Raw genomic sequence first — 26,223 nt, 5'->3', positions numbered from 1 at the left:
GGTGTGACCGTCGTTGCGGCCCCGCGGCGGCGGATCTGGCCGCGGGCGTGATGTCCCTCAGGGGCCGGCCGGGCCGGCGCCCCGTCATGCGGCGCGGGGAGAGCAGCTATCCTCCAGCCTCATGCCGACGCACAGCAGAGTCCTCATCCTCGGTTCGGGCCCGGCGGGCTACACCGCCGCGATCTACGCCGCGCGCGCGAGCCTGGAGCCCGTGATGGTCGCCGGCCCCGAACCGGGCGGCCAGCTCACCACGACCACCGAGGTCGAGAACTATCCGGGCTTCCCCAAGGGCATCACCGGCCCCGACATGATGGAGGAGTTCCGCGCGCAGGCCGAGCGCTTCGGCACCAAGGTCCACTACGACATGGGCGTGCGCGTCGACCTGTCGCGCCGGCCCTTCGTGGTCGAGGGCGAGGCCGACACCTACCACGGCGACGCCCTCATCATCGCCACCGGCGCCTCGGCCAAGTGGCTCGGCCTGCCCAACGAGCAGCGGCTGCGCATGTCGGGCGGCGGCGTGACGGCCTGCGCCACCTGTGACGGCGCCTTCTACCGCAACCAGGACGTCGCGGTGGTCGGCGGCGGCGACACGGCGATGGAGGAGGCCACCTTCCTCACCCGCATGTGCCGCAACGTGCACCTCATCCATCGCCGCGACAGCTTCCGCGCCAGCAAGATCATGCAGACGCGCGCGATCGAGAACCCGAAGATCACGGTGCACTACAACACCGAGGTCAACGACGTCCTCGGCGGCGACCGGGTCGTCGGCCTGTCCCTGCGCGACACCGTGACCGGGGCCCTGCGCGAGCTGCCCGTCACCGGCCTTTTCCTCGCCATCGGCCACCAGCCGAACAGCGAGATCTTCAAGGGCCAGCTCGACATGGACGAGACCGGCTACCTCAAGGTCCGCCCCGGCTCGACCTACACCAACGTCCCCGGCGTGTTCGCCTGCGGCGACGTGGCCGACAAGGTCTACCGCCAGGCCGTCAGCGCCGCCGGCACCGGCTGCATGGCGGCGATCGACGCCGAGCGCTGGCTCGCCGAGCACCTGTGAGCGAGAGGCGGCCGTAGCGGCATCGAGACGAGCGCGGCGCCCGAGGGACGCGGGGCTCGTCTCGGTGCGAGAGCCTCCGGATCGCTGCGCGACAGGTTAGCGAAGACATGTCCCGATGGGCATGGTCGATGCGGCATGTTGCTCGCGACATGTCGCCCAGGACATGTGCCCCGGCGACCACGGGAACCAGCGGCGGCCGAGGCTCCCGGGTCGCGCCGCAGGCGCCGACGAGTGTGAAGCAGGCCGTCGCCGCCCGTGGGGGCGCCGCCGGGCGGCGAGTTCGGTGAGCCTTGATGTCGGCTCACGGGTGTGTGCGCGCGAGAGCCGGCGCCGCGTGCGGCGTCCGGGCTCCGGCTCTTCGGGCCAGGCGCTCAGCGGCGCTCGATCATCGCCGAGTGGGTCGAGCCGCCGCGCTTCACCTCGACGGCGACCTTGGCGTCGTCGCTGGCCAGCGCGCTGGCGACGTCGCTCACCTGCGTCACCTTCTGGCCGTTGATCGTCTGCAGCACGTCGCCCTCGCGCAGGCCGAGCTCGTCGGCGAGCGAGCCGGGCATGACGCTGCGGACCGTCAGCCGTCCGTCCTTGGCCTCGACCTGGGCGCCGAGGCGCGGCTGGCCGTCGGGGAACAGCTTGCCGGGCTCGCCGCTCATGCGGCGGGCCGAGCGCTGCAGCTCCTCCTCGCTGGGCAGCTTGCCGATCGTCGCCTTGAGGTCGACCGTCTTGCCGCCGCGGTCGACCGACAGGATGACCTGAGAGCCAGGTTTGGTGTCGGCGATGCGGCCGCGGAGGTCGCTGAAGTTGAGCACGTCGCGACCGTTGATCGCGGTCACGCGGTCGCCGGCGCGCAGGCCCGCCTGCGCGGCCGGGGTGCCGGGCTGGACCGCGCCGACCACCGCCCCGGTTTCGGGCGCGCGGCCGACGGCCGGCTCGATCTCCCGGCCGGAGATGCCCAGCCAGCCGCGGACCACCTTGCCGGTCGCCTTGAGCTGCGGGATGACCGTCTTGGCCTGGTCGATCGGGACCGCGAAGCCGAGCCCGCGGCCGATCCCGCCGACCGCGGTGTTGATGCCGACGACCTCGCCGGCCATGTTGAACAGCGGCCCGCCGCTGCTGCCCGGCGCGATCGAGGCGTCGGTCTGCAGGAAGTCGATGTAGCTGTTGGCATAGAGGCCGAGGCTGCCGCGGCCCTTGGCCGAGACGATGCCGGCGGTGGCGGTCTGCTCGAGGCCCATCGGCGAGCCGATCGCCATCACCCAGTCGCCGACGGCCAGCGCGGTGCTGTTGCCGAGCGTCGCCGTCTTGAGCCCGCTCGCGCCCTCGAGCTGGACCAGGGCGATGTCGGTGTACGGGTCGGAGCCGAGCACCTTGCCCTTGTACATGCGGCCGTCGTGGAGCTTGACCTCGAGCCGCTCGGTCCCGTTCACCACGTGGTGGTTGGTGACCACGAGGCCGTCGGAGGTGAGCACGAAGCCCGAGCCGATGCCTTGCTGCGGCGGCGCCTCGGCGCCGGGGCCCATGAACTGGTCGATGAAGGGCAGCATGCGCGGGTCGACGCCCTGCATGTCGAGCTGCGCGCGCTTGCCGTAGGCGCGGATGTTGACCACCGCGGGGGCCAGCTCCTTGACGAGCGGCGCCAGGCTGCGGCGGGGGTCGAAGTCGCCGCCGACCACCGGCGTGCCGCTGCCCTCGCGCCACAGCGTCCCGGCGGTGTTGGCGGCGGCGACCTCGCCCGCCGCCTCGGCGTGGTTGTGATAGCTGAGTGCGACCGCTGCGCCGCCGATCGTCGTCAGGCCGAGGAAGGCGAGCAGCGCCTGCGGCGAACGGAGTCGTCGGGACCGGATCGTGGTTGAGCTCATGCCGCGGGAACCGGGGGCTGGGCGCCGCTATTCCCGTCGTCGGTCTCCTCTTGGAAGCCCATCCGGTAGAGCTCGGCGTACACGCCGCCGCGCGCGAGCAGGACGTCGTGCGGGCCCTGCTCGACGATCACGCCGTCTTGCAGCACGAGAATCTTGTCGGCCCGCCGGACCGTGCTCAACCGGTGGGCGATCACCAGCACGCTGCGCCCGCGCAGCAGCCGCTCGATCGCGGCCTGCACCTTGTGCTCGGTCATGCTGTCGACGCTCGCCGTCGCCTCGTCGAGGATGAGCAGCGTCGGCTGGCGCGCGGCCACCCGCGCGAACGCGAGGAGCTGCGCCTCGCCGGCCGACAGGTTGCGCCCGCGCTCGCCGACCACGAACTGCAGGCCGCCGCGCTCCTGCACGAAGTCCCACGCCTGCACCGTGCGCAGCGCGGCCTCGATGCGCGCCGGGTCGTCGGCCAGCCCGGCCTCGCCGAGGCTGACGTTGAAGGCGACGTCGTCGTTGAACAGGAACACGTCCTGTTGGACCATCAGGACATGTCCCCGGAGACAGTCGGGGACGACGTCGCGGACCTCGACCGGCCCGGCCGGCGCCTGCAGCGAGACGCTGCCGCGGTAGCCGTCGTAGGTGCGGGTCAAGATCCGTCCGAGGCTGGTCTTGCCCGAGCCGGTGCGGCCGACCACCGCCACGACCTCGCCCGGGGCGATGTCGAAGTCGATGCCCTTGAGCACGTCGGGCGCGCCCTCGCGGTAGCCGAAGCGGAGGTCGCGGACCTGCAGCCCGCCGGTCCAGCCCTGCAGCGGGTCGGCGCCCGAGCCGATGCGCGCCTCGGGCGGCTCGTCGAGGAGGCTGTAGATCCGCTCGAGCGAGGCGACCGCGCGCTGGATGGTGGCGAGCTTGGCCGAGAACTCGCGGATCGGGATGAACACCCGCTGCAGGTAGTCGATGAACGCGAACAGCAGGCCGAGGGTCACGCCGCTGCGCGCGACGTCCTCGAACAGGTAGGGCGCGGCGAAGTAGATCAGCAGCGCCACGCACATCGCGCTGACGCCGTCCATCACCGAGTAGAGCCCGGCGTCGTACCAGTTGGCGGTCTTGACCGCGCGCAGGAAGCGGTCGCCGAGCCGCTCGAACTCCTGCACCGCCGCGCGCTCGCGGCCGAACAGCTGCAGCACCGTGACCCCCGCGAGCTGCTCGGCCAAGTACCCGCTCTGGACCGACTGGGCGCGCCGGATCTCGAGCTGCAGCGCCCGCAGCCGGGCCGAGAAGTGGGCGACGATCACCCACAACAGCGGCGCGGCCGCCAGCGACACCAGCGTGAGGCGCCAGTCGAGGGCGAACATCGCCACCAGGATCGACAGGATCACCGCGACGTCGGTGAGGATCGTGAACACCCCGAACGCGAGCGTCTCGCTCAGCGCCTCGATGTCGCTGGTGCTGCGCGCGAGCAGGTTGCCGATCGGCGTCTTGTCGTAGAAGCGGGCCGGCAGCTTGAGCACGTGGCCGAAGATCGAGCGCCGCAGGTCGGTGATGGTGGCGTGCCCGGCCCGGGACAGCGCGTAGACCTGGGCCGCGGTGGCGAGGAACTCGGCCATCACCGCGGCGAGGAACAGGATGCCGGTGACCCGCAGGGCGATCAGGTCGCCGTGGGCGATGTCGGTGTCGACGGCCTGCTTGACGAGCAGCGGCCGCAGCGCCGACATCGCCGCGACCACCGGGATCATCCACAGGCCGAGCCACAGCCAGCGCTTGTGCGCGCGCGCGTACGGCCAGAACCGGCGCAGCGCGGCCCAGGTGCTGCCCTGCGGCGCGCCGTCCTGGCCCTTCGACCTGGTCTTCGGGTCAGCCATGGTGCGCGGCCTCCTGGTGGCGGTGGGTCTCGGCGTAGACGCCGTTCAGCGCGAGCAGCTGGGCGTGCGTGCCGCGCTCGACGACGGCGCCGCGCTCGAGCACGAGGATCTCGTCGGCGTGCTCGAGCACGCTGGTGCGGTGCGACACGATCACGGTGGTGGCCGGCTGCTTCATCAGGCCGCCGCCGCCCTCGTCGTGGAGCCCGCGGATCGCCGCGACCAACCGCACCTCGGTGCCCTGGTCGACCGCCGACAGCACGTCGTCGAGCAGGAGCAGCCCCGGCCCGCGGTACAGCGCTCGCGCCAGCGCGGTCCGCTGGCGCTGCCCGCCCGACAGCATCACCCCGCGCTCGCCGACCACGGTGTCGAGGCCCTCGGGCAGCGAGCGCACGTCGTCGACCAGGCAGGCCGCGCGCAGCACCTGCTGCAACCGCGGGTCCTCGGGCGCCTCGGTGCGCAGGTGCGACGACGAGGCCGAGCCGCCGCCGTCCTCGCCGCGCACGTGCCCGGTCCGCTCGCCGCGCAGGCGGATGTTGTCGCGCAGCGTGGTCGAGAACAGGAACGGGTCCTGCGGCACGACCGCGAGCTGGGCGCGGACCTGGTCCAAAGGCAAGGTCGTGACGTCTTTGCCGGCCACGAACACGGTGCCGGTCGGCGGGGTGTAGACGCGCGACAGCAGGTGGATCAGCGTCGACTTGCCGGCGCCGGTGCGGCCGAAGATCCCGAGCGTCTTGCCCGGCGCGAGCGCGAACGAGATGTCGCGCAGCGACGGCTCCTCCGCGCCGGGGTAGGTGAAGGTCAGGCCGCGCAGCTCGAGCGACGGCGGCGGGCCGGGCGGCAAGATGTCCGTCGGGACAGGTAGCCCGTCGGGGGTGGCGATGACCTCGTCGACCCGCTTGATCGCCACGATCCCGCGCGACACCGAGGCCAGCACCCACGCGACCGCCATCAGCAGCGCGACCAGGCTGGCCAGCAGGGTGGTGAAGGTGACGAGCGCGCCGACCGGCAGCTCGCCGGCGATCACCCGCGCGCCGCCGACCCACAGCACGATCGCCGCCGCCACCTGGCCCGACAGCCCGAGCACCGGCATCGAGAACGCGCGCATCGACGACAGCCGCAGCTGCAGGTCGAGGTAGGACTGGTTGCGGGTGTCGAAGTGGCGGAGGATCGCCGCCTCGGCCGCGTGGGCGCGGACCGTGCCGATCCCCGCGTACGACTCGAGCACGCGGTCGGACAGCCGCCCGAGCTCCTCGAACGACACCCGGATCAGCGAGTAGAACTGGCGCACGACCGCGATCGTGTAGGCGCTGCCGGCGGCGATCGGCAGCAGGCACCACAGCGTCAGCCAGGCGTCGGTGAGCAGCATCTGCCCGAGGTGCAGCGGGACCGCGACGACGACGTTGCACACCTGCAGGCCGGCGAAGCCGATGAGCAGGCGGATCGACATCGTGTCGTTGGTCGCCATGCTGACCAGCTCGCCGACCTTGCGCCGGAGGAAGAACGGCCGCTGCAGCGCCAGCAGGTGGGTGAACAGGTCGACGCTGACGCGGTACTCGACCTCGCGCCCGGGGTTGAAGAACAGCACGCGCGACAGCGTGCGCACGAACACCACCGCGACCGCCCAGATCATCAGCTCGAGGGCGATGCCCTGGCCGACGGCGAGGGCGTCGGCCTTGCCGCCGCCGAAGGCGTCGAGGGCGTTGCCGATCAGGGTCGGGATCCGCACCACCGCGTAGTTGGTCGCGACCAACATCGCGAAGCCCAGCGCGTACTGCGGCAGGTTGCGCCGGACGTACCGGTGGAAGAAGCGGGCGGCGAGCGACACGATGGGGCCGGGGGTCCGGGGCCTATAGCAGAAATCGACCCCGGGGGTCGGACACTACACTGCAGAATAAAACATGGGCCAGACCGGCGAATTGCCAGTCTGGCCCATGGAACAGCAAGCTGAGATCTCCCGCAGGAGATCGGGCTTACGGGGTGGGGGCAGCCGCGTCGCCGCCCTCGGCCGGGGTACCCTCGGCCGGCTTCTCCTCGCCCTCGGCGGTCTTCTCACCCTCGGCGGGGGTCTCCGCCGGGGTCTCGGTCTTCGCCTCGTCGGGGTTGGCGGTGTCGGTCTTGCTCTTGTTGCAGCCAAAGGTCGCCACCGAGAGGGCGGCGAACACGATCGCGATCGTCTTCTTCATGAGTTCTCCTGGCTTCCCCTCGCGGGGCGAATGCACGGCCCCTTGCGAGGGGCAGTCGTCATGGACGGTGCTTTAGCCAGGTACCGCAAAACTTGGCCAATTACCAGGATCTTGAACGACGCCCGCGCAATGCGCGCAAAATCGCCGCCAGAGGCCTGAATTCATGGCCCTGCGGCCAGTTCTTCGTCGTGCTCGATCTCGTCGAGGACGCGTGACACGGCGGTCAGCGCGTCGCGGAGTTCGACGAGGAGGGCGGAGAAGCGCGCGTCGGCAGCGACTTCACCGCCGAGATCTTCCCGCAGCTCTTCCCACCGGCGATAGGCGTCGGCGAGCAGGCGCTGGGTCTGACCGCCGTCGAAGCCGTCATCAGCGACGTGCTGATACAACCCTGCGACGCGGTCGGCCCGTCGTCTCGAGACCCCGCGCCAGCGCTCGTAGGCCCGCTGCGGGTCGCTGGTCCGCAACCATCGCTTGGCGGCGCGCTCGATCTCCGCCACGTTGCCGCGCAGCGCCTTCACCACCTCGCGGTACGCCGGCAGGTGGGCCCGCACGTAGCTCCGGGCCACCTTCTCGCGGGCCTCGGCGCGCTCCGCCTCGAGCGTCGCCCCGTCCTGGAAGCCGGCCTTGCGGCGGGTCTCGGCCAGCTCGTCCGGGGTCATCGACGCGGGGGCCGCGGCGACCGGCGGGGGCACCGGAGGCGGCTCCGCCCGCGGCGCCGACTCCGGCTCACCGCACGCTCCGAACACCAGCGCGACCGCTGCGACCCTGCGCATCTCTCGTCCGGCCAACCTTGTAAAATTGCCCGGCGCCTCGAACAAGCCCCGGGCTACACTTCGCGGCGGTGCTCCCGGTCGCTCGTGCCGTCGTCGACGTCCTGTCCGGAAGGACTGGTGGGCCTGCGGCTCTGGCGACGGTGATCGCTCGTTCGGGCTCGGCGCCGCAGGTCGTGGGGGCCCGTCTGCTCCTGCGCGAGGACGGGGTGCAGGTCGGCACGGTGGGCGGCGGTGCGATCGAGGAGCAGGTGCTGGACGCCTGTCGCGCCTGTCTGCGCGACGGCAGCCCGCGGGTTGTCAAGGCGCACCTGGTCCGCGACCTCGGCATGTGTTGCGGCGGCGCCATGGAGGTGTTCGTGGAGTATCTCGCCCCTGAAGCGCGGCTCGTCCTCGTCGGCGCCGGCCATGTCGCCCAGGCGGTGGCTCCGGTGGCGGCCGGGGTCGGCTTTCGCGTCGTCGTCGTCGACGACCGCGAGGAGCTGCTCGGGCACCCGGCCTTCGCCGGCGCCGAGCGACACGCCCGCGACGTCGACGAGCTCGACCTCGCCGTGCCCGACCTCGGCGAGCGCGACTACGTCGTCGTCCTCACCCGCGACCACGCCCGCGACGAGCGGGCTCTGGCGCATCTGGTCCGCCGCCCCCACCGCTACCTCGGGATGATCGGCAGCGTCCGCAAGGTCCACGCGATCGTCGCTCGCGTCCTGCGCCGCGAGCAGGAGCTGGGCCGCTCCGTCCCCGACCTGTCGCGCGTGCGGGCCCCGGTGGGAATTGCGCTGGGCGGGCGGACGCCGGCCGAGATCGCCATCAGCATCGTCGCCGAGCTGCTGGCGGACCGCCACGGCGGCACTGGTGCGGCCATGAACGTCGTGCCCCAGGCGCTCGCCCGGCTCGGCGTACCGGCCTCGGCCGTCGCCTCCGGCCGCGAAGGCGACGCGCGCGACGACCGCTGATACACTCCGCGGCGATGTTCACCGCCCGCGTCGCGCTCGTGACGACCGCCATGGTCGTCGCTCCTGCCACACTTGGCTGCGCCAAGAAGACACCGCCGCCCAACGTCGTTGTGGTCGACGAACCGCAGTCGCAGGACGGCGGCGGCGGCGCTCCGGGCGAGGGTCAGGCCGGGCGGACCCCGCGCAAGCCGCCCGCGGGCCAGCCGCTGAAGCTGCGCGCCACCCTCCACGGCGCCGGCGATCTGATGACCCTGGTCAAGCAGACCACCACCGCCTGGACCCCCAAGTCGCCGATCGATCCGGCCGCGCAGATCCAGGCGATGCTGCTGCAGATGGGCTTCGGACCTGGTCTTTGGGCCAGCCTCGATCTGGCCGGCCCGTTCGCCGTCGACGCCACCTTCTACGCCCAGGACCCGAGCAACGACCTCAAGCTCGCCGGCACCCTCGCGGCGGTCAGCGCCAAGGGCATCATGGACGGCATGCCCTCGGCCCAGCGGCCGCAGCCGCTCGGCAACGGCCTGTGGGAGCTGGTCCAGGGCGAGCTGCGGGTGCTCCTGCGCGAGAAGCCGAAGGCCCTCGAGTTCGCGCTGTCGAACGCCGACCTCGAGCGGGCCGCCGGGCTCGCCGAGGAGGCGGGGCAGGGGCGGCGGCTGCGGCTGCGCGGCACCGACCTGCCGCCGGGCATGCTCGAGACCAGCGCGCTCTCGGGGCTGCCGGCCGGCCTGCGCAAGCAGGTGCTCGCGGTCCTGCGCGAGGCCACCGCGGGCTCGCTCGAGCTCGACGCCGGCACCGACCGCGACCTCGTGCTGCAGCTGTCCGCCGAGGCCCCGTTCTCGCGCCTCGGCCTGTCGCCGCTCGGCCCGGCGCGCACCGCCCCGACCCCGCTCGAAGCTGTCCTTCCGGCCAGCCCCGCCTTGGTCGTGGCGATGCCCTGGGGCACCCCCGAGGCGCTGCACGGCGCCCTCGACAAGGGCGTCCCGCTGAGCCAGATCCCCGCGCCCTTCGACGTCGTCGCCAAGGACGCCATCGCCGCCGCCCACGCCGTCCTCGACCAGGTCCAGAGCGACGTCGTGTTCGCCCTCTACCTCTCGCCGAAGGGCGAGGCCACCGCGGTGCTGGCCGCCAACGTCAAGGACGAGGCCGGGGCGCGCGCGGCCATCCGCGGCGTCGAGCAGGCGCTGGCCAAGGGCTTCGCCGCGTTCGACAGCCTGACCGGCGAGGACAAGTCGGCCAAGATCAACTTCACGCTCAAGACCGACGGCGCCAAGGCCGGCCCGGTCAAGGGCGACCTCCTGACGATCCCTGTCCCGAAGAACATGGCCAAAGAGGCAGCCGACCTCGAGCCGTTCCTGGTCGGCAAGAAGAAGCTCGAGGCCGCCTCGTTCGTCGCCGGCAACCTCGCCGTGTTCACCGTCGGCGCCGGCGCGACGAAGGTCGCCGGCGACATCGGCGGGGCGCTCAAGGGCCGCAAGACGAGCCTCGGCGGCGACGCCGGGCTGCGCCTGGCCCGGGCCGCCAGCCAGGGCTGCCACTTCTGCGCCAGCCTCGACCCGACCGCGCTGCTGCGCCTGTCGGTCCTGAGCAGCGCCGAGGCGCGGGCCGACAAGGCCCGGCTCAAGAAGATCGAGGCCGGCTCGGCCGCGTTCGCGCGCATCGGCGGGGCCGTCGGCGTCGGCGTCAAGCTCGACCCCAACCTCGGCAGCCTGGCCGTCGGCGTGCCCAAGGCGGTGCTCGTGCCCTCGCCGGCCGACGCCGCCCAGCTCGGCGAGCTGTTCGGCGCCAAGGCCGAGCCGGCCCGCCCGAACGACAAGCCGCTGGCGAAGGACAAGCCGCTGCCGGCCGAGTGATCGACGGCGCCGCCTGCCTGAACGGACAGGTGCTTACGGACAGACCGAACCAAGCTGCGCTCCTGACTGAAAGGACCTGCCGTAACGGCCAGGTCCTTTCGGCCATGCTCATGAGGACATGCTCGATCAGCCAGCCTCGCTCGACGGGCCGGGCTCGGTTCGCCGCGCAGGACGGCCTCGCACGGTCGCGGCGGGGCCTGCGATCGTCGCGTCGCCCCGCGCCGCGCGAGCTCGCGTCGCCTGCGACTTCGCGTCGCCCCGCGTCCCGTGAGCTCGCGTCGCCTCCGACCTCGCGTCGCCCCTCGTCCCGCGACTTCGCGCTGCTCGCCTCGACCGGCCTCGTCTCTCGCCGCGGAGGCCGCCCGTGACCGCCCTCGGCGCCGTCGTCCTGGCCGCCGGCGCCGGCGAGCGCATGGGCCGGCCCAAGGCCCTGATCGCGTGGCGCGGCCGCAGCTTCGTCCGCCACGCCGTCGCCCAGGCCGAGGCCGCCGCGGCCGGCCCGATCGTCGTCGTCGAGGGCGCGGTCGTCATCCCGGCCGAGCACCTCGGGCCGGCGATCAAGGTGACCAATCCGACATGGCCGAAGGGACAGATGGACAGCCTGCGCCGCGGCCTGGTCGAGCTGGGCGGGCTGGCGCCGGGCTGCGCCGCGCTGGTGCTGACGGTCGACCGCCCGCACGTGCGGCCCGAGACGGTCGCGGCGCTGGCTGCGGCGTTCCGCGCGGCGCCCACGCAGGTGTGGCAGCCGGAGCACGGCGGTCGCCGCGGACACCCGCTGATCTGGCCGGCGATGTTGGTGCCGGAGCTGCTGGCGCTGGGACCCGAGGAGAGCCCGCGCGACCTGCTGGGACGTCCCACGGTCACCGGCCTCCGCCGCGCCCTCGCGGTCGACGATCCCGCCGTGCTCGACAACGTCGACCGGCCCGCCGATCTCGCGCGGCTACCGTGAGCCGAGGTGGGTCCCATTACCCGCTGGCACTCGCCCGGCGGCCCTCGTATGGTCCGGGGCGCACATGTTCGAGCGCATCGAGGCCCTGCACCCGCACTACGACCCCGAGCTCCGGCTCCTCACGCTGACCCTCGATCACGGCAAGGCGAACGAGGTCGGCACCGTCACGCTCGACGCCTTCGAGGCGCTGTGCGAGCTGCTCGAGCACGGCGAGGTCGCCTGCCTGTGCACCACCAGCCGGCGCGCCAGCAAGTCGGGCACCCCGATCTTCATCTCCGGCGCCGACGTCACCGAACGCGTCGGCTGGCCCGACGAGCGCGTCAAGGCCCACGTCCGCCGGCAGCGCTCGATCCTCCAGCGACTGCGCCACGTCCCGCTCTTCACCGTCGCGCTGAGCCACGGCGTCACGCTCGGCTGGGGCCTCGAATTCTTGCTCACCGCCGACTATTGCCTGACGACGCCGGCGGGTCGCTTCGGCCTGCCGGAGACGGGCCTCGGCATCATCCCGGGCGCTCGCGGCACGGCGGAGCTGGCGCTGGCGGTGGGCCCGGCGCACGCGCTCCGGCTCGGCTGCACGGGCGAGGAGATCGGCGCCGACGAGGCGCTGCGGATCGGCCTGTGCCACGAAATCGTCCCGGACATCGACGCAGGTCTCGCCCGCGTGCGCACCTTCGCCGAACTCCTGCGACGGCGCTCCCCCACCGCTGTCGCGGTGTACAAGCGTGGCCTGTTGGCGGCCACTGGGCAGGCCGAAGCGGAGCGCCTGTGCATCGAGGCCGCCGCGTACGAACGCTGTATCGACACCGGTCAGGCCGCGATCGGGCGTGCCTCGTTCAGCGCGATTCGCGCGGGAGAAGTGCCACCGTGGGGTCCCCGCCGGTCTTGAGCGACCCTGCCCCAAAAACCCGCCGACCTGCGAATATTTCAATTTGATACGTCACTGGGACGTTGCTGTGGAATACTCGTCCCTCGCGTTCGGCCGTTTTTGGGCGGCGGCAGGGGTCCGTTGTCCGCGCACCGCCGGCGCCTGATCGCCGCCCCGTCCACCTCGCGCCATGAACCAGCCCGACGCGCAGCAATCGAAGCCCTCGGCGGACGGGGCGGAGCCGCCGATGCCGGACAAGATCGCCGGGCGCTATCAGGTCCGCGGGCTGCTCGGGCGCGGCGGTTTCGGCGCCGTCTACGAGGCCTACGACGAGCTGGAGGAGCGCCCGGTGGCGCTCAAGCTGATCCGCCGCGACGCCAGCCTCGACGCCCCCGGTTCGCGCTCCAGCGAGGCCGCGCCGGCCAGCACCATCCAGCCGACGGCGGCCGCCGCGAGCTCGAGCGCGCGCCTGGCCGAGGGCGCCCGGCGGGCCCCGATCACCCGCAGCTTCGGCGCCACCCAGGGCGCCGTCAGCGACGACATCGCCGAGTTCAAGGCCGAGTTTCGCCTGCTGACCCAGCTCCACCACCCGAACCTCGCGGCGGTCTACGACTTCGGCCGCTGCGAGGACGGCGGCGTGTACTTCACGCAGGAGCTGCTGGCCGGCGTGTCGCTGCAGGAGTGCCTGCGCACCGCCCCGCGCGAGACCATCGTCGAGCTGTTCGTCCAGCTGGCGCGCGCGCTCGACTACATCCACGCCGTCGGGTTCGTCCACGGCGACATCAAGCCGAGCAACGTCATCGTCTGCCAGCCCGACGTCGAGGGCGGCCAGCCGCAGGCCAAGCTGATCGACTTCGGCCTCGCGCGCCTGTTCCGGCACCACCGCAAGCTCAAGGACCTCGCGCTCGACCAGCTCGACGAGAACGAGGAGCTGATCAAGGTCCGCGGCACGCCCGGCTTCAGCGCGCCCGAGAAGGTCCGCGGCGAGGTCATCGACAGCCGCGCCGACATCTACTCGCTGGCCGCGACGATCTACACCGCCGTCCGCGGCGTGCGGCCGTTCCCCTCGCGCACCTTCAAGGAGGCGCTGCGCAACGCGATCGACTGGCGCCCCGAGCTGGCCGGCGCGCTGCTGCAGCAGTGCGGCCCGGTGGTCGCCGAGCTGGTCGGCCGCATGCTCTCGCCCGACCCGGAGCTGCGGCCGCAGAGCGCCCGCAGCATCGTGCTCGAGCTGCTGCGGCGCGAGTCGAGCCACATCCGCGACCGCCAGAAGTCGGCCCAGGACCGCCGCGAGTTCGCCCGCGTGCTCGTCGAGCTGCTGCCGTTCGTCGACCGCGCCGACTACCTCGACATCCTGCTGCTGCGCGCCCACGACGTGCTGCGCCCCGACACCGCGCGCAACCGCGGCAGCCGGGTGATCCGCACCGTCATCGTCGAGGCGCCGGAGGGCATGGGCAAGACCCGGCTGCTGAACGAGCTGCGGCGGGAGATCCAGCTCGGCGACGGGCTGTTCGTCGAGGGCTCGTGCTGGACCGGCGACGGCGAGGGCCTCGGCCCGTTCGCGCCGGTCGTGCTGCAGCTGGCCACCGCGCTCGGCGAGCGCAGCGAGGCCGTCCGCAAGTACCCCGACCTGATCCGCGCCGCCCGCGACCGCAGCCACGAGTCGGCGGCGGCCGCCCAGCTGACCGAGTTCCTGGTCCGCTGCGCCGCCGAGCACCCCTACGTGCTCTACCTCAGCGACCTGGCCCGAGGGACAGAGACCACCCGCGCCCTGGTCGAGCAGCTCACCCGCGCCATCGACCACAACGAGGCCCGCGCGCTGCTCTGCATCACCACCGAGCCGCACCCCAAGTTCCGCCCGCAGCTGGTCGCGCTGAGCCGCGAGCAGCTGGTCGAGCTGTGGAACCTGCGCCCGTTCACGCAGAAGGAGATGATGGATGTCCTCAAGGGCATCCTCGGCGACGCGCCGGCGCTGCGCGAGCTCGTCACCATGCTCGACAAGCTCACCGGCGGCCACCCGCTGAGCTTCCGCGAGACCTTGCGCGTGCTGATCGAGGAGTCGATCCTCGTCCGCGACAACGACACCTGGGTCCTACGCTCCGCCTCGGCCGCCGCCGAGCAGCTGCACAAGACCCTGGCCCAGCGCAGCGAGGCCCGCCTCGACGCGCTCGGCGTGTCGGCCTGGGAGGTCGCCAGCATCCTCTACCTGATCGAGGCGCCGATCGACGAGGAGCGCCTGGCCCACCTCACCGACCTGCGGCGCGAACGCTTCCGCCGCACGCTCGAGCGGCTCGAGGGCGAGGGCCTCATCCTGCGCAGCGCCATCACCGGCGCCTCGCAGGTCGTGCTGGCCCACGCGAGCGTGCGCGAGGCGGTCCGGATCCGCTACGAAGACTCGCTGTCCGAGACGCGCCTCGAGCTGGCCGAGCGGATCGCCGAGCAGGCCGGCGCCGACCCGCAATTCGTGTTCCTGCGCGCCCGCCTGCTCGACGCCGCCGCCGACGGCCTCGAGTACCTCAGCGAGCTCGAGAAGGCCGCCGAGGACCTGTTCGCCGCCGGTCAGCCGGCGCTCGCGGCCCAGGTGCTCGAGCGCGTGATCGTCCGCCTGCGCAAGTTCGGCCGGGTCCAGGGCCTGCCGCGCCTGCTCAAGGCCCAGCTCAACCTGGTCGAGCGGGCCCCCGGCGCGCTCAACGACCCCCGCCGCGAGGCCGCGCACCACGAGGCCGGCATCCTCGTCGCCGAGCTGCTCGGCGACTACCGGGCCCAGGCCGTGTTCTGGCTCGGCCTCGTCGACCGCTACACCCTCGACGGCGGGTCCGACGCCGAGATGGCGCTCGGCCGCCTGCAGAACGCCGCGGTCGCGGCCAAGCAGGCGCGCGACCGGATCCTCGAGCTGCGGATCGCCAACCGCCGCGCCGAGATCTTGCTCGGCGCGGGCGAGATCGACGGCGCGGTCCGCTGCTCGAAGGAGGCGATGGAGATCCTCGACCTCCCCGACGCGCAAGACCACTACGTCTGCCACGTCGTCGGCACCCGTCTGCGCTGCCTGTCCCTCGCCGGACAGCTGGCCGAAGCTCGCCGCTTGCACGACCAGGCCAAGCCGCTCGCCGCCCGCGTGTCGGTGCTGCAGCGCCAGGCCTATATCTCCGGCATCGCCTACCTCGCGGTGCTCGGCAACGAACCCGAACGAGCGATTCCGGAGACCCGCGCCGCCCTGGAGCAATTGCGCGCTGCAGGGGTCACGCGCATGCTCATCAACCCGCTGCACAACCTCGGCGACCTGCTCCTCCGCAGCGGCGACTTCGAGGGCGCGTCCGAGAGCTTCCGCGAGGCCCTGCGCTTCGCCGGCCTGCACGGCTTTGCCTACCACCTCCACCTCAACCGCGGCTTCCTCGGCTACACGCTGGCCCGCATGGGCGAGGTCGAGGAGGGCGCCGCGATGCTCGCCGAGGCGCGTCGCGGGATCCAGACGATCCAGAACGAGCAGTTCGCCCAGCATCAGCTGCGCCTCCTCGACGCCGAAGTCGCGCACATGCTCGGGCAGAGCCCGAGAGCGCGCCGCGAGCTCGAAGAGATGCTGGCCGACTTCCACTCGACCAATGAGCTCAGCCTCGCGCAGTGGGCTCAGGAGGCGCTCAGCCGCATCGAGCGCGACCGCGGCACGAGCTTCATCGAGACCCCCGACGAGGCCGACGCGCAGACCGTCTCCCCCGACCAGGACACCGTGCGGACCAAGCCCCTGCGCTGACGCCGGCACAGTGTTCTGCCCCACGCGCGTCCGGCCTGATTTCCGCTTCCCGGCCCTCCGGGCCTGCATTAATGTCCGTGTTGCCTCGAGCCCTCGAGGCCACCTCATGACCCCCACCCTTAGACTACGCGGCGACGTGCGAGACCGGGCGCAGACATGACCGCCGCGGCTGGCACCTCTCGCGACCTCGCGTCGCTGGTCGGCACCGTCCTGGACGGCACCTACCGGCTCGACCAGCTCATCGGCGAGGGCGGCATGGGCGCGGTGTTCCGCGGCCGCCACGTCATCATGATGCGGGACGTCGCGATCAAGGTCCTGCACCCGGACTTCAACCGCGACCCCGAGCTGGTGCGGCGGTTCGACCGCGAGGCCCAGAGCGCGGCCCGCCTCGACCACCCGAACTGCATCCACGTGTCGGCCTACGGCACCACCGAGGACGGCATGCGCTACCTGGTGATGCAGCTGCTCGAGGGCGTCGAGCTGGCCGACCTGCTGACCGAGCCGACGGCGCCGAAGCGGGTGGTGGAGTGGTCGATCCAGATCTTGCGAGGCCTCGAGCACGCCCACAGCCAGGGCGTGATCCACCGCGACCTCAAGCCGCAGAACGTGTTCCTCACCCGCGACCAGCACGGCAATCAATTGCTCAAGCTGGTCGACTTCGGCATCGCCAAGCTGGTCGGGAGCGACGCCGGCGACCCGCTCACGCGCGCCGGCATGGTCTTCGGGACGCCGCAGTACATGAGCCCGGAGCAGGCGCTCGGCATGGAGATCGACCCGCGCGCCGACCTCTACGCCGTGGGCATCCTGATGTTCCAGATGCTCACCGGGCGGCTGCCGTTCAACCACGAGGACGCGATCGCGCTGATCCGCATGCAGGTCAGCACCGAGCCGCCGCAGCTGCCCGACAACGTGCCGCAGGAGCTGGCCGCGATCGTCTACCGCCTGCTGTCGAAGCAGCGCGAGCAGCGGTTCCCCGACGCCCGCACCGTCCGCGCCGCGCTCGAGCGCTACCGCAGCAACATGTCGCACAAGGGCCGCGGCGACACCTCGGACCCGCTGCTCGACATCGGCGCCGTCACCACCGACACCGCCAACCGCCCGCTGCCCGAGGCCCTGCGCCCGCGCCAGATCGACTTCGTCGAGTCGGTGCTGCAGACCGACCGCTGGTCCCGGCGCACGTGGTTCAAGGCGCTGATCGCCGGCTGCGTCGTGCTCGCGCTCGCCTCGGTCGGGCTCATCTACTGGCTGTTCTTCAGCGAGGGCCCGCCCGCGCCGGCCGAGCCCGCCGCGGCCGAGGCCCCGGCCGACCCGGCCGGCAAGACCGCGGCCACCGGTGGGCCTGGCCCTTCAGCCATGTCCCAAACGCCAGGCCCCAGCGAGCTCGAGCTGGCGGCCCTCGACGACCTGATCAAGCAGGGCAAGCTCGACGAGGCGCAGACCCAGATCGACGCCCTGCTCGAGCGCTACCCGGGCCACGCGCAGCTGGTGTGGCGCGACGCCCGGCAGCTGGCCAAGCGGCCGACGATGCACGAGGCGGCGGTGCGGCGCTACGGCGAGGTGCTGAAGAAGTCGCCCGACCTCGAGCGCGACCTCGGCTTCATCGACGAGGTCGACGCCCTGCTGCGCAAGCGGCCGTACACCGACGCCGCGATCGCCCTCGCGACCGACCTCGGCGCCGCCGGCGTGCCGATCCTCGTCCACTACATCAACGACGCCAAGCCCTGGGCCACCTGGGCCCAGCGGCGACAGATCCGCGACGCCCTCCCGGCCGACGCCGCGGCCCAGATCGACGTCGTCCTCAACCGCCGCCGCGACCTCGAGCAGTACGCCGAGGCGCCCGACCCGTGCGCCGCCGCGTTGCCGGTGCTGCAGGCGATCCAGGCCGAGCCGCTGGCCGACTACATCCCGGCGCTCAAGGCGGCCCAGCCGCCGGCCATGCCCGCGGGCGCCCCGCCGAACCCGGCCTGCGACCAGGCAGCGGCCCTGCTGGCCACCGTCCGCACCGCCTACGCCGGGCGCTTCCCCGAGGCCTTCGCCCCGGCCAAGCCGGTCAAGAAGAAGCCGACGGTGAAGAAGAAGAAGAAGCGCGGGAAGTGACCCCCGGGATGATGAGCCCGATCAAGTCACTGACCTGACGGTGCGCCTCGATGCGGTGGCGCAGCGGCTGGTTCGTGTGCACGACGTACAAGTTGCGACGTCCGCTTCGGTGGCGGGTGATGTATCCCGACTCTTCGAGTTCGGTGACGATCCGCTGGACCGCTCGTTCCGTGATGCCGACTGCCTCCGCGACGTCGCGCAGACGGATCTCCGGGTCCTGCGCCACGCAGAAGAGCACGTGCGCGTGATTGGTCAGAAACGTCCACTCCGAGGGCCTATCGGGCACAATAAGTCTCCGGTGTCGATCATGAAGAAATCATCACCTTCGGTCAACTCGATCGCGCCGTCACCGCCCACCCGGGCGTGAGAGGCTGCCAAAACTGATGCGGAACCTTGTTCTAGCCTCGACATCGCGCTATCGGCGCGAGCTCCTGTCCCGCCTCGATGTTCCGTTCTTCACGGCGGCGCCCGCGTACGACGAGCGGGCCGAGGACGCGCGCTTCGGCGAACTCGGCGCCGACGCGTTCGCCCTCAGGCTCGCCCTGGGGAAGGCGGAGAGTCTGCGAACCACGAACCCGAATGCGTGGATCCTCGGGGCCGACCAGGTCGCGATCGGGCCCGGGCGAGAGCTGCTCCACAAGCCAGGTACCGAAGACCAGGCGATCGTCCAGCTCATGCGCCTGTCGGGGGCGACGTTCCAGCTGATCACCGGCGTGGTCCTGCTCGACGCCGCCTCCGGCGCCACCGAAACGGCCGTCGACGTCCAGACCTTGACCATGCGCCCCTACGGCGAGGAGGAGGCCGCGGCGTACGTCCGCCGCTACCAGCCGCTCGACTGCGCCGGCAGCTTCCGCATCGAGGACGCCGGCATCAAGCTGTTCGCCCGCATCGACAGCGGCGACTTCACCGGCATCATCGGCCTGCCGCTGCTCGCGGTGGCTCGCCTGCTGCGCGGCGCCGGCCTGCTCCCGGGCCCATGATCGCCGGGCAGCGTGAGCGGCAGGCCGCGGTCGTCGCTCCTTCGCTCGTCGGTCGACGATGTCCGTGTCCGGCGGCGGTCAAGGCGAACGCGGGCGGGTGGGCACGGCGTTGCGCAGGTTCGCGGTGAAGTCGTCCTCGACGATGCTCGCGTCACCGCGGCGCCAGCGAGCCTCGAAGGCCTTGATGGCGCGGACGATGTCGTCGATCGTGCCGTCGAGCGCGTGCGACTGTTCGAACCTTCGCAGCATCTCGGACGCGTGGAGGCGGGCCTGGGTCGGCGACGCGCCGTTGTTGGGCAAACTGACGCGGTTCGGGTCGCCTCCCTCGCCGTCATCCTCCCACAAGCAGACGACGCACACTTCGTAGCTCGCGCGCTCGCTCAGGGTCGGGAAGCCGCACACTGAGCAGGTGTGCTTGTGGTGGAGGATGTTGCTGGCTTCCAGCGCGGCCTCGAAGGCGGAGCGCCGGCGAGTAAACTCGGCGAGCAGCTCGACCTCCTCCGGGGTGAGCGGGGGCGCCGGTGCCTCTCGTCGCTTGTCTCGCCGCGCCATGCGGGGGCGGATTTTCGCAAATTCCGCGGTCGAGGAGGCGGTCAGCCGCGGCCCGCTGATCGATCGCGCACTGCGGCACACAGCGCGAACGGTGGCGGAGTCATGAGCCCCGAAGCTGAGGTCGCAATGGCGCAGCCGCTCGCGTCGCTCGGATTGCGACCTTCACCCCGCGGTCGCGCATCGAGCGGACAGCGACGAGCCCTGCGGAAGAGACCTCGGCTCGAGCACTCACTCGCACGCTCCATCCGTCAGCGATCCGCCGCGATGGCAGTGTCGGGCGAGCTCGGTGCTCGTCTCGCCCTCCTTCATGCGGATCGTGATGTCGCACTGCTTCGCCTCGCCCGCGGCCGCGCCGGGCGTTTGCAGCGTTCCGGTGCGCCAGATCGACTCGCCGCGCTCGAGCGCGTCGAAGTGGCCGCGGCCGAGCGTCATCTGGCCCGGTCTGCTGTCGCAGGTCGCGGCGAGCGTGACCGAGAAGCCGGCGGCGGGCAGCGGACCATGGAGGGTCAGCAGGCTGCCGAAGATCGGGCCGTTCGAGCCGTCCCTGGGCGGCCGCGCGCTGACGACCTTCGCCGTCAGCGTCCTGCCGGCCTGCGGCGTGCGCGGCACGACGTCCGCCGGGCAGGCGCCCTCGGCGAGCGCTCGCGTGCCGTCGACCTTGCGGTAGCACAGCTTCCCGAGCGGCTGCTGCTTCCTCCCCGGCACCGGCGGGCCGTTCTCCTCGAGCCGCAGATCGAGCTCGCAAGCGGAAGGTTCGTCGCTGCCGGTCGAGCGCAGGTAGTCGTCGAGCTCCGCCATCATGATGTCCAGGCTGAGCTTGCCGTCGACGGGCGCGTTGCCATAGGCGACGAAGCCCTCGGTGAGGACGACATCGCCGACGACGCAGCTGTACTTGACGCCCGGCCTGTAGTTCTTCAGCGCCTCGCCCGCGGCCGCGAACTTGACGCTCAGGCTCTTGTACGTGCTGCCGTCGTCGCGGCGGAGCTCGACGACCTTCAGCTCGACGTCGGTGACCGCCACGCCGGCGGTCGCCGGCACCGCCATCACGGCGAGCGTGGCGCGATCGCTGTCGACGACGTTGCCGCCGCACGCGAAACCGAGGAGAACAGGGAGCGCGAGGAGTGAGCGCGACGTGGACATCGACGATCCTTCTGAGGGCGGGAGATCCGTGTGGTGAGACCGCGGAGTTTGCGGCGCCGTCGGCCGCTCTCTCCGCTCCGAGGACCCGGGCACCCGGCGGAGGTCGCAAAAATTCCACCGGCGATCCGCGCCTCAGCCGCGCTCGCTCCGCTCGTCGCGCATCGATTCGCGCGTCTCGTCGCGGTGATGCCGGCGAGCGCAGCCGCGAGCGGGCCATGCCCGATGCGGCGATCAGCGCGAGACCGTGCGGCAGGCTCCCAGCGTCCGCCCCCGATGCGCTCGCGGCCCTGGTCCGACGCGCCCGAGCGTGCAGCGACGGTCCGCGCATCGAGCTCGGCCGCGGAGCCCACCTCTGCTTGAGCCCGGTCTGCGCTTCGCAGCCTGCCGTGGACACGCGGGCCTCCCGGACCGCCTCGTTTCGCCCGCCCTCGCAGGTGACTTCGTGCGAGTGAGCAACGACGCTCGCTCCGCCGGCGTCGACCGCTGCGGCCTCGTGCCGGCTATCTTGCGGTCATGCTCCGCTCGCTGCTCGTCCTCGCGCTCGCGCTCGCCCCGGCCGCCGTCACGACCGGCTGCGGCGGCGCGGCGAAGACCGAGGTCGAGTTGCAGCGGCCGCTGGTGCTCACCCCGGTCGACGATTCGAAGGGCGCGCTGAGGCGGGTCGCCGAGGCCGTGCGCGCCGATCCGCAGTCGGGCCTCGAGGTCGAGTCGAGCGTGGTCGCCGGCGTCGACGGCGGGCCGACCCTTGAAGAGCACTTCGCGACAGGTCCCGAGAAACATGTCCTCGAGGACTACATCCGCACGCACCCCGAGCTCGCCCCGCCGGCCGACCAGGAGTTCGGCTACGAGCGCCTGCGCGACGGCGAGGGCCGGACCTACTGGCGCATGCACTGCGTCCGGGCCGGCGGCCTCGCGCTGCGCAAGCTGGCGGCCGCCGAGCTCGTCGAGGGCCCCGACGCCCGGCCGCGGATCCACGTGCGCCTGACGCCCGAGGACGGCCAGCGCCTCGCGGCGCTGACCGCCGAGCAGCGCGGGCATCGGCTCGCGGTGGTCCAGGACGACGAGGTGTTGATGGCGCCGACGATCCGCGAGCCGCTGACGACCGGCGAGCTCGAGATCCCGCTCGCCGCGGTGGCGACGCGAGCCGAGGCCCAGGCCGCGCTCGACCACCTGCTCGGCGGTAGCCTCGCGCCGAAGCTCATCCGGGGCGGACGGTGACCGGCTCGAGCAGCGACAGCGTCGCGCGCCGGGGGTCGAGCTCGACGCGGGCGCCGCAGGGCAGGGCCGCGTGCTCGTGCGGCAGGTGTCCGAAGGGCAAGCCGAACACCAGCGGCACTCCGAGCGCCTGCAGGCGTTCGCGGACCACCGCGCGCGCGTTCGGGCTGTCGGGGTTGCCGGCGGGCGGCTCCTCGCAGGCGTACAGCTGACCGATCGCGAACCCGCGCACTTTGGCGAATGCGCCGCTGGTGATGAGCTGCGTCAGCGCGCGGTCGATGCGGTAGGGCCGCTCCCCGATCTCCTCGAGCGCCACGATCGTGCCGGCCAAATCGGGCATCCACGGCGTGCCGACCAGCGAGCGCAGCACCTCGAGGTTGGCCGGCACGAGCGGCGCGGCCACGCGAGCCTCGCCGACGCCCTCGTCGCCGGTCAGGGGGGCGGGGAGCTCGCCGCGCATCAGCGCCGCGAGGCGCAGGCCGTCGGCCGGCGGCAGCGCGGACAGCTGCGTCACCACCGGCCCGTGGACGCTGCACACGCCGGCGCCGAGGGCCCAGCACAGCAGCGCGGTCGCGTCGGAGAAGCCGACCAGCAGCTTGGGCGCGGCCTGAAACCGCTCCGCGCGCAGGTGCGGGAGCAGGCGGGTCAGCCCGTAGCCGCCGCGCGCGCACACGATCGCGGTCACCTCGGGGTCGTCGAGCGCCGCCTGCAGCGCGGCCAGGCGGACGGCGTCCTCGCCGGCGAAATAGCCGGTCTTCACGCCCAGGTTGGCCGCGAGCGAGATCTCACCGATCTGCAAGTCGCGCAGGACGGCCAGGCCCTCGGCGAGCCTGGGCTCGGGGACGGGGCCGGACGGGGCCACGACGACGACGCGGCCGCTGGGGCCAGACGGGGGCGGACGCACGAGAGCGGCCTTCACGGCGGCGACAGTACCAGCGGGCGTGTCAGTTATCGCCTTTCTTCTGCGATCATGCCGCGTGGACACGGGCGCGCCTCGCCCGTACCCTTTGCCCCGCGCACGGCCCGCCATGTTCAACGGACTCATCAAGAAGATCTTCGGCACCAAGCACGAGCGGCAGATGAAGAAGCTGCAGCCGCTCGTGAGCGCGATCGCCGGTTTGGAGCCCAAGATGAAGGCCCGCAGCGACGCCGAGCTGAAGGCGCTGACGGCCGACTTCAAGCAGCAGGTGCACAACGGCCGCTCGCTCGACGACCTCCTGCCCGAGGCGTTCGCGGCCGTGCGCGAGGCCTCGGTGCGCGTGCTGGGCATGCGCCACTACGACGTGCAGATGATCGGCGGCATCGGCCTGCACCAGGGCAAGATCACGGAGATGCGGACCGGCGAGGGCAAGACCCTCACCGCCACCTCGGCGCTCTACCTCAACGCGCTGGTCGGCCGCGGCGCCCACCTCATCACCGTCAACGACTACCTCGCCAGCCGCGACGCCGAGTGGATGGGCCAGATCTACGGCTTCCTCGGCATGTCGACCGGCGTGATCGTCAACGGGATGTACCACACCGAGCGGCAGAAGAACTACCGCGCGGACATCACGTACGGCACCAACAACGAGTTCGGCTTCGATTATCTCCGCGACAACATGAAGGAGACGATCGAGAAGTACGTGCAGCGCGACCTGTACTACGCGATCGTCGACGAGGTCGACTCGATCCTGATCGACGAGGCCCGCACGCCGCTGATCATCTCCGGCGAGAGCGACAAGCCGCCGGAGACCTACATCACCGTCAACAAGGTCATCCCGTCGCTGCGCCGCGACCTCGACTACACCGTCGACGAGAAGGCCCACAGCGTCCAGCTGACCGACGCCGGCGTCGACCGCATCGAGCGGCTGCTCGGCTGCCGCAACCTCTACGCGCCCGAGAACAACGAGCTGCTGCACCACGTGTTCCAGGCGCTGCGGGCCCACGTCCTCTACAAGAAGGACGTCAACTACATCGTCGAGAAGGGCCAGGTGGTCATCATCGACGAGTTCCGCGGGCGCAAGATGGAGGGCCGGCGGTGGAGCGACGGCCTGCACCAGGCGGTCGAGGCCAAGGAGGGCGTGGAGATCCAGCCCGAGAGCCAGACGCTGGCGACGATCACGTACCAGAACTACTTCCGCATGTACGACAAGTTGGCGGGCATGACCGGCACCGCCGACACCGAGGCCGAGGAGTTCCACAAGATCTACAACCTCGACGTCATCGTCATCCCGCCCAACCGCACCATCCAGCGCAAGGACGAGGACGACCTGGTCTTCAAGAACGAGCGCGGCAAGTTCCGCGCGGTCGTCAACGAGATCATCGAGGCCAACAAGCGCGGCCAGCCGGTCCTGCTCGGCACCGCCAGCGTCGAGAAGTCGCAGGTGCTGCACGCGATGCTCGAGCGCGCCGGCATCCCGCACGAGGTCCTCAACGCCAAGAACCACGAGCGCGAGGCGTACATCATCGCCCAGGCCGGGCGGAAGTTCGCGGTCACCGTCGCCACCAACATGGCCGGCCGCGGCACCGACATCCTCCTCGGCGGCAACCCGGAGATGATGGCCCGCGCCCGCTTCGACCCCGACAAGGAGCCGGAGAAGTACGAGTCGCTCTACAAGCAGATCAAGGCCCAGTGCGACGAGGAGAAGAAAGAGGTGCTCGCGGCCGGCGGCCTCTACGTCATCGGCACCGAGCGCCACGAGAGCCGGCGCATCGACAACCAGCTGCGCGGCCGCTCGGGCCGCCAGGGCGACCCGGGCCGCTCGCGGTTCTTCCTCAGCCTCGAGGACGACCTCATGCGGATCTTCGGCGCCGACCGGATCACCGGCCTGATGGAGCGCCTCGGCATGGAAGAGGACGTGCCGATCGAGGCGCCGCTGGTCAACCGGGCGATCGCCAACGCCCAGTCGCGCGTCGAGGCGATGCACTTCGACACGCGCAAGAACCTGTTCGAGTACGACAACGTCATGAACGACCAGCGCAAGGCGATCTACGCCCTGCGCAAGCAGATCCTCGAGGGCCGCTACCAGCCGGAGATCCTCGACGAGCAGGCGCGCAAGGAGCAGGCCAAGAGCCTGCCGCCGCCGCCCGAGAAGTCGGGCCCGCACACGATCGCCTCGCTGTCCGAGACGGTCCGCACCCGCATCACCCAGATCCTCAACAACCACTGCGCCGCGCTGTTCGAGGCCCAGGGCCAGCCGATCGTGCCGAACGCCTTGCCGCCCGGCGGCATCGTCCCCGAGAAGCTGACCCACGAGATCTACCGCCACTACGGCGCGCTGGTCCTGCTCGAGGACGTGAAGCACGACCGCGAGAAGCTGCTCGCGCGCATGATCGACGTGGTCGCCCGCTCGCTGATCCAGCAGCGCGAGCGCGTCCACGACCTCGCGTTCAAGCTGGTCGAGCAGACCGTGCTCGAGCTGTGCCCCGAGGACGTCCACCCCGACGAGTGGGACCTGCCCGGCCTCGAGAAGGCGATGCTCGAGCGCTTCAAGGTCAAGACCGACCTCAGCCAGGTCGAGGACAGCGTCGACAAGCTGGTCGACCGCGTGTGGCGCTCGGTCGAGGCGCTGCTGACCCGCCCCGAGAAGGAGTTCGACCTCTACACGTTCCTGTTCTACGTCCGCCAGTTCTACCTGGCCGAGATCGACGAGCAGTGGATCGCCCACCTCAAGAACATCGAGCACCTGCGCACCGGCATCGGCCTGGTCGGCTACGCCACGCGCAACCCGAAGAACGAGTACAAGATCCGCGGCTTCAACCTCTTCAAGGAGATGTGGGAGGGCATCGAGAACACCGTGCTCGGCAAGGTGATGTCGATGCAGCTCACCGCCGCTCAGAAGCGCCAGGCCGAGGAGGGCGCCGAGTACGAGACGGCCGTCACCCGCGCCACCCGTCAGGCCCAGGACAAGGTGTCCTCCGCCCAGCGGCAGATGGCCCAGGTCCGGGCCGAGCTGTCCAAGCTCCAGGAGGCGTCCCGCGCAGTGCGTGAACGGGTCGCCCAGCCCGCCGCACCGGCTGGCGGGACCGGGCCGGCCGCCGCCGCGGCCGAAGCGGCTGCGCCGCCCGCGGCCGAGAAGAAGCTGCCGAAGGTCGGCAAGAACGACCCGTGCCCCTGCGGCTCGGGCAAGCTGTACCGCAAGTGCCACGGCAAGGAAGTCGCGGCCTGAGTGTCCGGACGCA

At 71.7% G+C, this 26,223-nt stretch carries 19 protein-coding genes; 10 read left to right on the top strand and 9 right to left on the bottom strand.

The genetic code is table 11. The features are described 5' to 3' along the window. Positions 1-121 precede the first annotated feature (121 nt). Complete coding sequence (trxB, locus tag NAEX_RS16540; RefSeq protein ID WP_096328458.1) at positions 122-1,054, top strand: thioredoxin-disulfide reductase; 933 nt, start codon at positions 122-124, stop codon at positions 1,052-1,054. Positions 1,055-1,425: 371 nt separating this feature from the next. On the opposite strand, the gene NAEX_RS16535 is transcribed toward trxB, so the two are convergent. The 5 genes from NAEX_RS16535 to NAEX_RS16515 form a co-directional block, all read right to left on the bottom strand. Then, positions 1,426-2,910 carry a trypsin-like peptidase domain-containing protein gene (locus NAEX_RS16535; RefSeq protein ID WP_096328457.1) on the bottom strand — a complete coding sequence of 495 codons (1,485 nt, stop codon included), beginning with the start codon at positions 2,908-2,910 and terminating at the stop codon, positions 1,426-1,428. Continuing rightward, the gene (locus NAEX_RS16530; protein WP_096328456.1) at positions 2,907-4,763 is read right to left on the bottom strand and encodes an ABC transporter ATP-binding protein; all 1,857 of its coding nucleotides are present in this window, start codon (positions 4,761-4,763) and stop codon (positions 2,907-2,909) included. The genes NAEX_RS16535 and NAEX_RS16530 overlap by 4 nt, the downstream gene beginning before the upstream one ends. Further along, complete coding sequence (locus NAEX_RS16525) at positions 4,756-6,588, bottom strand: ABC transporter ATP-binding protein (RefSeq protein ID WP_096328455.1); 1,833 nt, start codon at positions 6,586-6,588, stop codon at positions 4,756-4,758. Before NAEX_RS16525 ends, NAEX_RS16530 begins: the two co-directional genes overlap by 8 nt. 145 nt (positions 6,589-6,733) lie before the next feature. Next, on the bottom strand, positions 6,734-6,946 hold the full coding sequence (locus NAEX_RS50275) for a hypothetical protein (protein ID WP_170135776.1): 213 nt from the start codon (positions 6,944-6,946) through the stop codon (positions 6,734-6,736). 161 nt (positions 6,947-7,107) lie between these two features. Beyond that, positions 7,108-7,719, bottom strand: coding sequence for a hypothetical protein (locus NAEX_RS16515; RefSeq protein ID WP_096328454.1), 612 nt, complete (start codon positions 7,717-7,719; stop codon positions 7,108-7,110). 68 nt (positions 7,720-7,787) lie between these two features. Between NAEX_RS16515 and NAEX_RS16510 the strand changes: the two genes are divergently transcribed. The 6 genes from NAEX_RS16510 (at position 7,788) to NAEX_RS50270 (ending at position 18,175) form a co-directional block, all read left to right on the top strand. Further along, positions 7,788-8,669 carry an XdhC family protein gene (locus NAEX_RS16510; RefSeq protein ID WP_096328453.1) on the top strand — a complete coding sequence of 294 codons (882 nt, stop codon included), beginning with the start codon at positions 7,788-7,790 and terminating at the stop codon, positions 8,667-8,669. 14 nt (positions 8,670-8,683) lie between these two features. Continuing rightward, positions 8,684-10,516 carry a hypothetical protein gene (locus NAEX_RS16505; RefSeq protein WP_096328452.1) on the top strand — a complete coding sequence of 611 codons (1,833 nt, stop codon included), beginning with the start codon at positions 8,684-8,686 and terminating at the stop codon, positions 10,514-10,516. 364 nt (positions 10,517-10,880) lie between these two features. Further along, positions 10,881-11,465, top strand: coding sequence for a nucleotidyltransferase family protein (locus NAEX_RS16500; protein ID WP_096328451.1), 585 nt, complete (start codon positions 10,881-10,883; stop codon positions 11,463-11,465). A 64-nt stretch (positions 11,466-11,529) separates the two neighbouring features. Next, positions 11,530-12,351: an enoyl-CoA hydratase/isomerase family protein gene (locus NAEX_RS16495; protein WP_096328450.1), complete on the top strand. Its 822-nt coding sequence runs from the start codon at positions 11,530-11,532 to the stop codon at positions 12,349-12,351. Between the two features lie 169 nt (positions 12,352-12,520). After that, positions 12,521-16,078, top strand: a complete 3,558-nt coding sequence (locus NAEX_RS16490) for a serine/threonine-protein kinase (protein WP_096328449.1) — start codon at positions 12,521-12,523, stop codon at positions 16,076-16,078. Positions 16,079-16,234: 156 nt separating this feature from the next. Then, a complete protein-coding gene (locus NAEX_RS50270; protein ID WP_096328448.1) occupies positions 16,235-18,175 on the top strand; it encodes a serine/threonine-protein kinase in 1,941 nt (646 codons plus the stop codon). Here NAEX_RS50270 and NAEX_RS54535 read toward each other — a convergent pair. After that, positions 18,129-18,401: a helix-turn-helix transcriptional regulator gene (locus NAEX_RS54535; RefSeq protein WP_245913957.1), complete on the bottom strand. Its 273-nt coding sequence runs from the start codon at positions 18,399-18,401 to the stop codon at positions 18,129-18,131. The genes NAEX_RS50270 and NAEX_RS54535 overlap by 47 nt on opposite strands. A 157-nt stretch (positions 18,402-18,558) precedes the next feature. Between NAEX_RS54535 and NAEX_RS16475 the strand changes: the two genes are divergently transcribed. Next, entirely contained in the window at positions 18,559-19,155 is a 597-nt protein-coding gene (locus NAEX_RS16475; protein ID WP_096328446.1) for a Maf family protein, read from the top strand. 78 nt (positions 19,156-19,233) lie between these two features. On the opposite strand, the gene NAEX_RS16470 is transcribed toward NAEX_RS16475, so the two are convergent. Further along, positions 19,234-19,707 (bottom strand): CPCC family cysteine-rich protein, encoded by a 474-nt coding sequence (locus NAEX_RS16470; protein WP_096328445.1) that lies wholly within the window; start codon positions 19,705-19,707, stop codon positions 19,234-19,236. A 228-nt stretch (positions 19,708-19,935) separates the two neighbouring features. Next, positions 19,936-20,847, bottom strand: coding sequence for a hypothetical protein (locus NAEX_RS16465; RefSeq protein WP_096328444.1), 912 nt, complete (start codon positions 20,845-20,847; stop codon positions 19,936-19,938). Positions 20,848-21,360: 513 nt separating this feature from the next. Between NAEX_RS16465 and NAEX_RS16460 the strand changes: the two genes are divergently transcribed. Further along, a complete protein-coding gene (locus NAEX_RS16460; protein ID WP_096328443.1) occupies positions 21,361-22,065 on the top strand; it encodes a SecDF P1 head subdomain-containing protein in 705 nt (234 codons plus the stop codon). Here the strand turns inward: NAEX_RS16460 and NAEX_RS16455 are convergent. Then, positions 22,046-22,981 carry a S66 peptidase family protein gene (locus NAEX_RS16455; RefSeq protein ID WP_170135774.1) on the bottom strand — a complete coding sequence of 312 codons (936 nt, stop codon included), beginning with the start codon at positions 22,979-22,981 and terminating at the stop codon, positions 22,046-22,048. The two genes, NAEX_RS16460 and NAEX_RS16455, sit on opposite strands and share 20 nt — an antisense overlap. Positions 22,982-23,090: 109 nt before the next feature. Between NAEX_RS16455 and secA the strand changes: the two genes are divergently transcribed. After that, entirely contained in the window at positions 23,091-26,210 is a 3,120-nt protein-coding gene (gene secA, locus NAEX_RS16450; protein WP_096328441.1) for a preprotein translocase subunit SecA, read from the top strand. Positions 26,211-26,223: the final 13 nt, after the last annotated feature.

Source organism: Nannocystis exedens (genome assembly GCF_002343915.1).
Taxonomy (GTDB): Bacteria; Myxococcota_A; Polyangia; order Nannocystales; family Nannocystaceae; genus Nannocystis; species Nannocystis exedens.
This window is presented reverse-complemented; position numbering and strand designations above follow the sequence as displayed.

Excerpts from the sequence above, each read along its gene's own strand:
- NAEX_RS16495 (WP_096328450.1), top strand. The coding sequence starts at position 11,530 with ATGTTCGAGCGCATCGAGGCCCTGCACCCGCACTACGACCCCGAGCTC.
- NAEX_RS16470 (WP_096328445.1), bottom strand. The coding sequence starts at position 19,707 with ATGGCGCGGCGAGACAAGCGACGAGAGGCACCGGCGCCCCCGCTCACC.
- secA (WP_096328441.1), top strand. The coding sequence starts at position 23,091 with ATGTTCAACGGACTCATCAAGAAGATCTTCGGCACCAAGCACGAGCGG.
- NAEX_RS50270 (WP_096328448.1), top strand. The coding sequence starts at position 16,235 with ATGACCGCCGCGGCTGGCACCTCTCGCGACCTCGCGTCGCTGGTCGGC.
- NAEX_RS16505 (WP_096328452.1), top strand. The coding sequence starts at position 8,684 with ATGTTCACCGCCCGCGTCGCGCTCGTGACGACCGCCATGGTCGTCGCT.
- NAEX_RS16490 (WP_096328449.1), top strand. The coding sequence starts at position 12,521 with ATGAACCAGCCCGACGCGCAGCAATCGAAGCCCTCGGCGGACGGGGCG.
- NAEX_RS16460 (WP_096328443.1), top strand. The coding sequence starts at position 21,361 with ATGCTCCGCTCGCTGCTCGTCCTCGCGCTCGCGCTCGCCCCGGCCGCC.
- NAEX_RS16535 (WP_096328457.1), bottom strand. The coding sequence starts at position 2,910 with ATGAGCTCAACCACGATCCGGTCCCGACGACTCCGTTCGCCGCAGGCG.
- NAEX_RS16475 (WP_096328446.1), top strand. The coding sequence starts at position 18,559 with ATGCGGAACCTTGTTCTAGCCTCGACATCGCGCTATCGGCGCGAGCTC.
- NAEX_RS16465 (WP_096328444.1), bottom strand. The coding sequence starts at position 20,847 with ATGTCCACGTCGCGCTCACTCCTCGCGCTCCCTGTTCTCCTCGGTTTC.
- NAEX_RS50275 (WP_170135776.1), bottom strand. The coding sequence starts at position 6,946 with ATGAAGAAGACGATCGCGATCGTGTTCGCCGCCCTCTCGGTGGCGACC.
- NAEX_RS16515 (WP_096328454.1), bottom strand. The coding sequence starts at position 7,719 with ATGCGCAGGGTCGCAGCGGTCGCGCTGGTGTTCGGAGCGTGCGGTGAG.
- NAEX_RS16530 (WP_096328456.1), bottom strand. The coding sequence starts at position 4,763 with ATGGCTGACCCGAAGACCAGGTCGAAGGGCCAGGACGGCGCGCCGCAG.
- trxB (WP_096328458.1), top strand. The coding sequence starts at position 122 with ATGCCGACGCACAGCAGAGTCCTCATCCTCGGTTCGGGCCCGGCGGGC.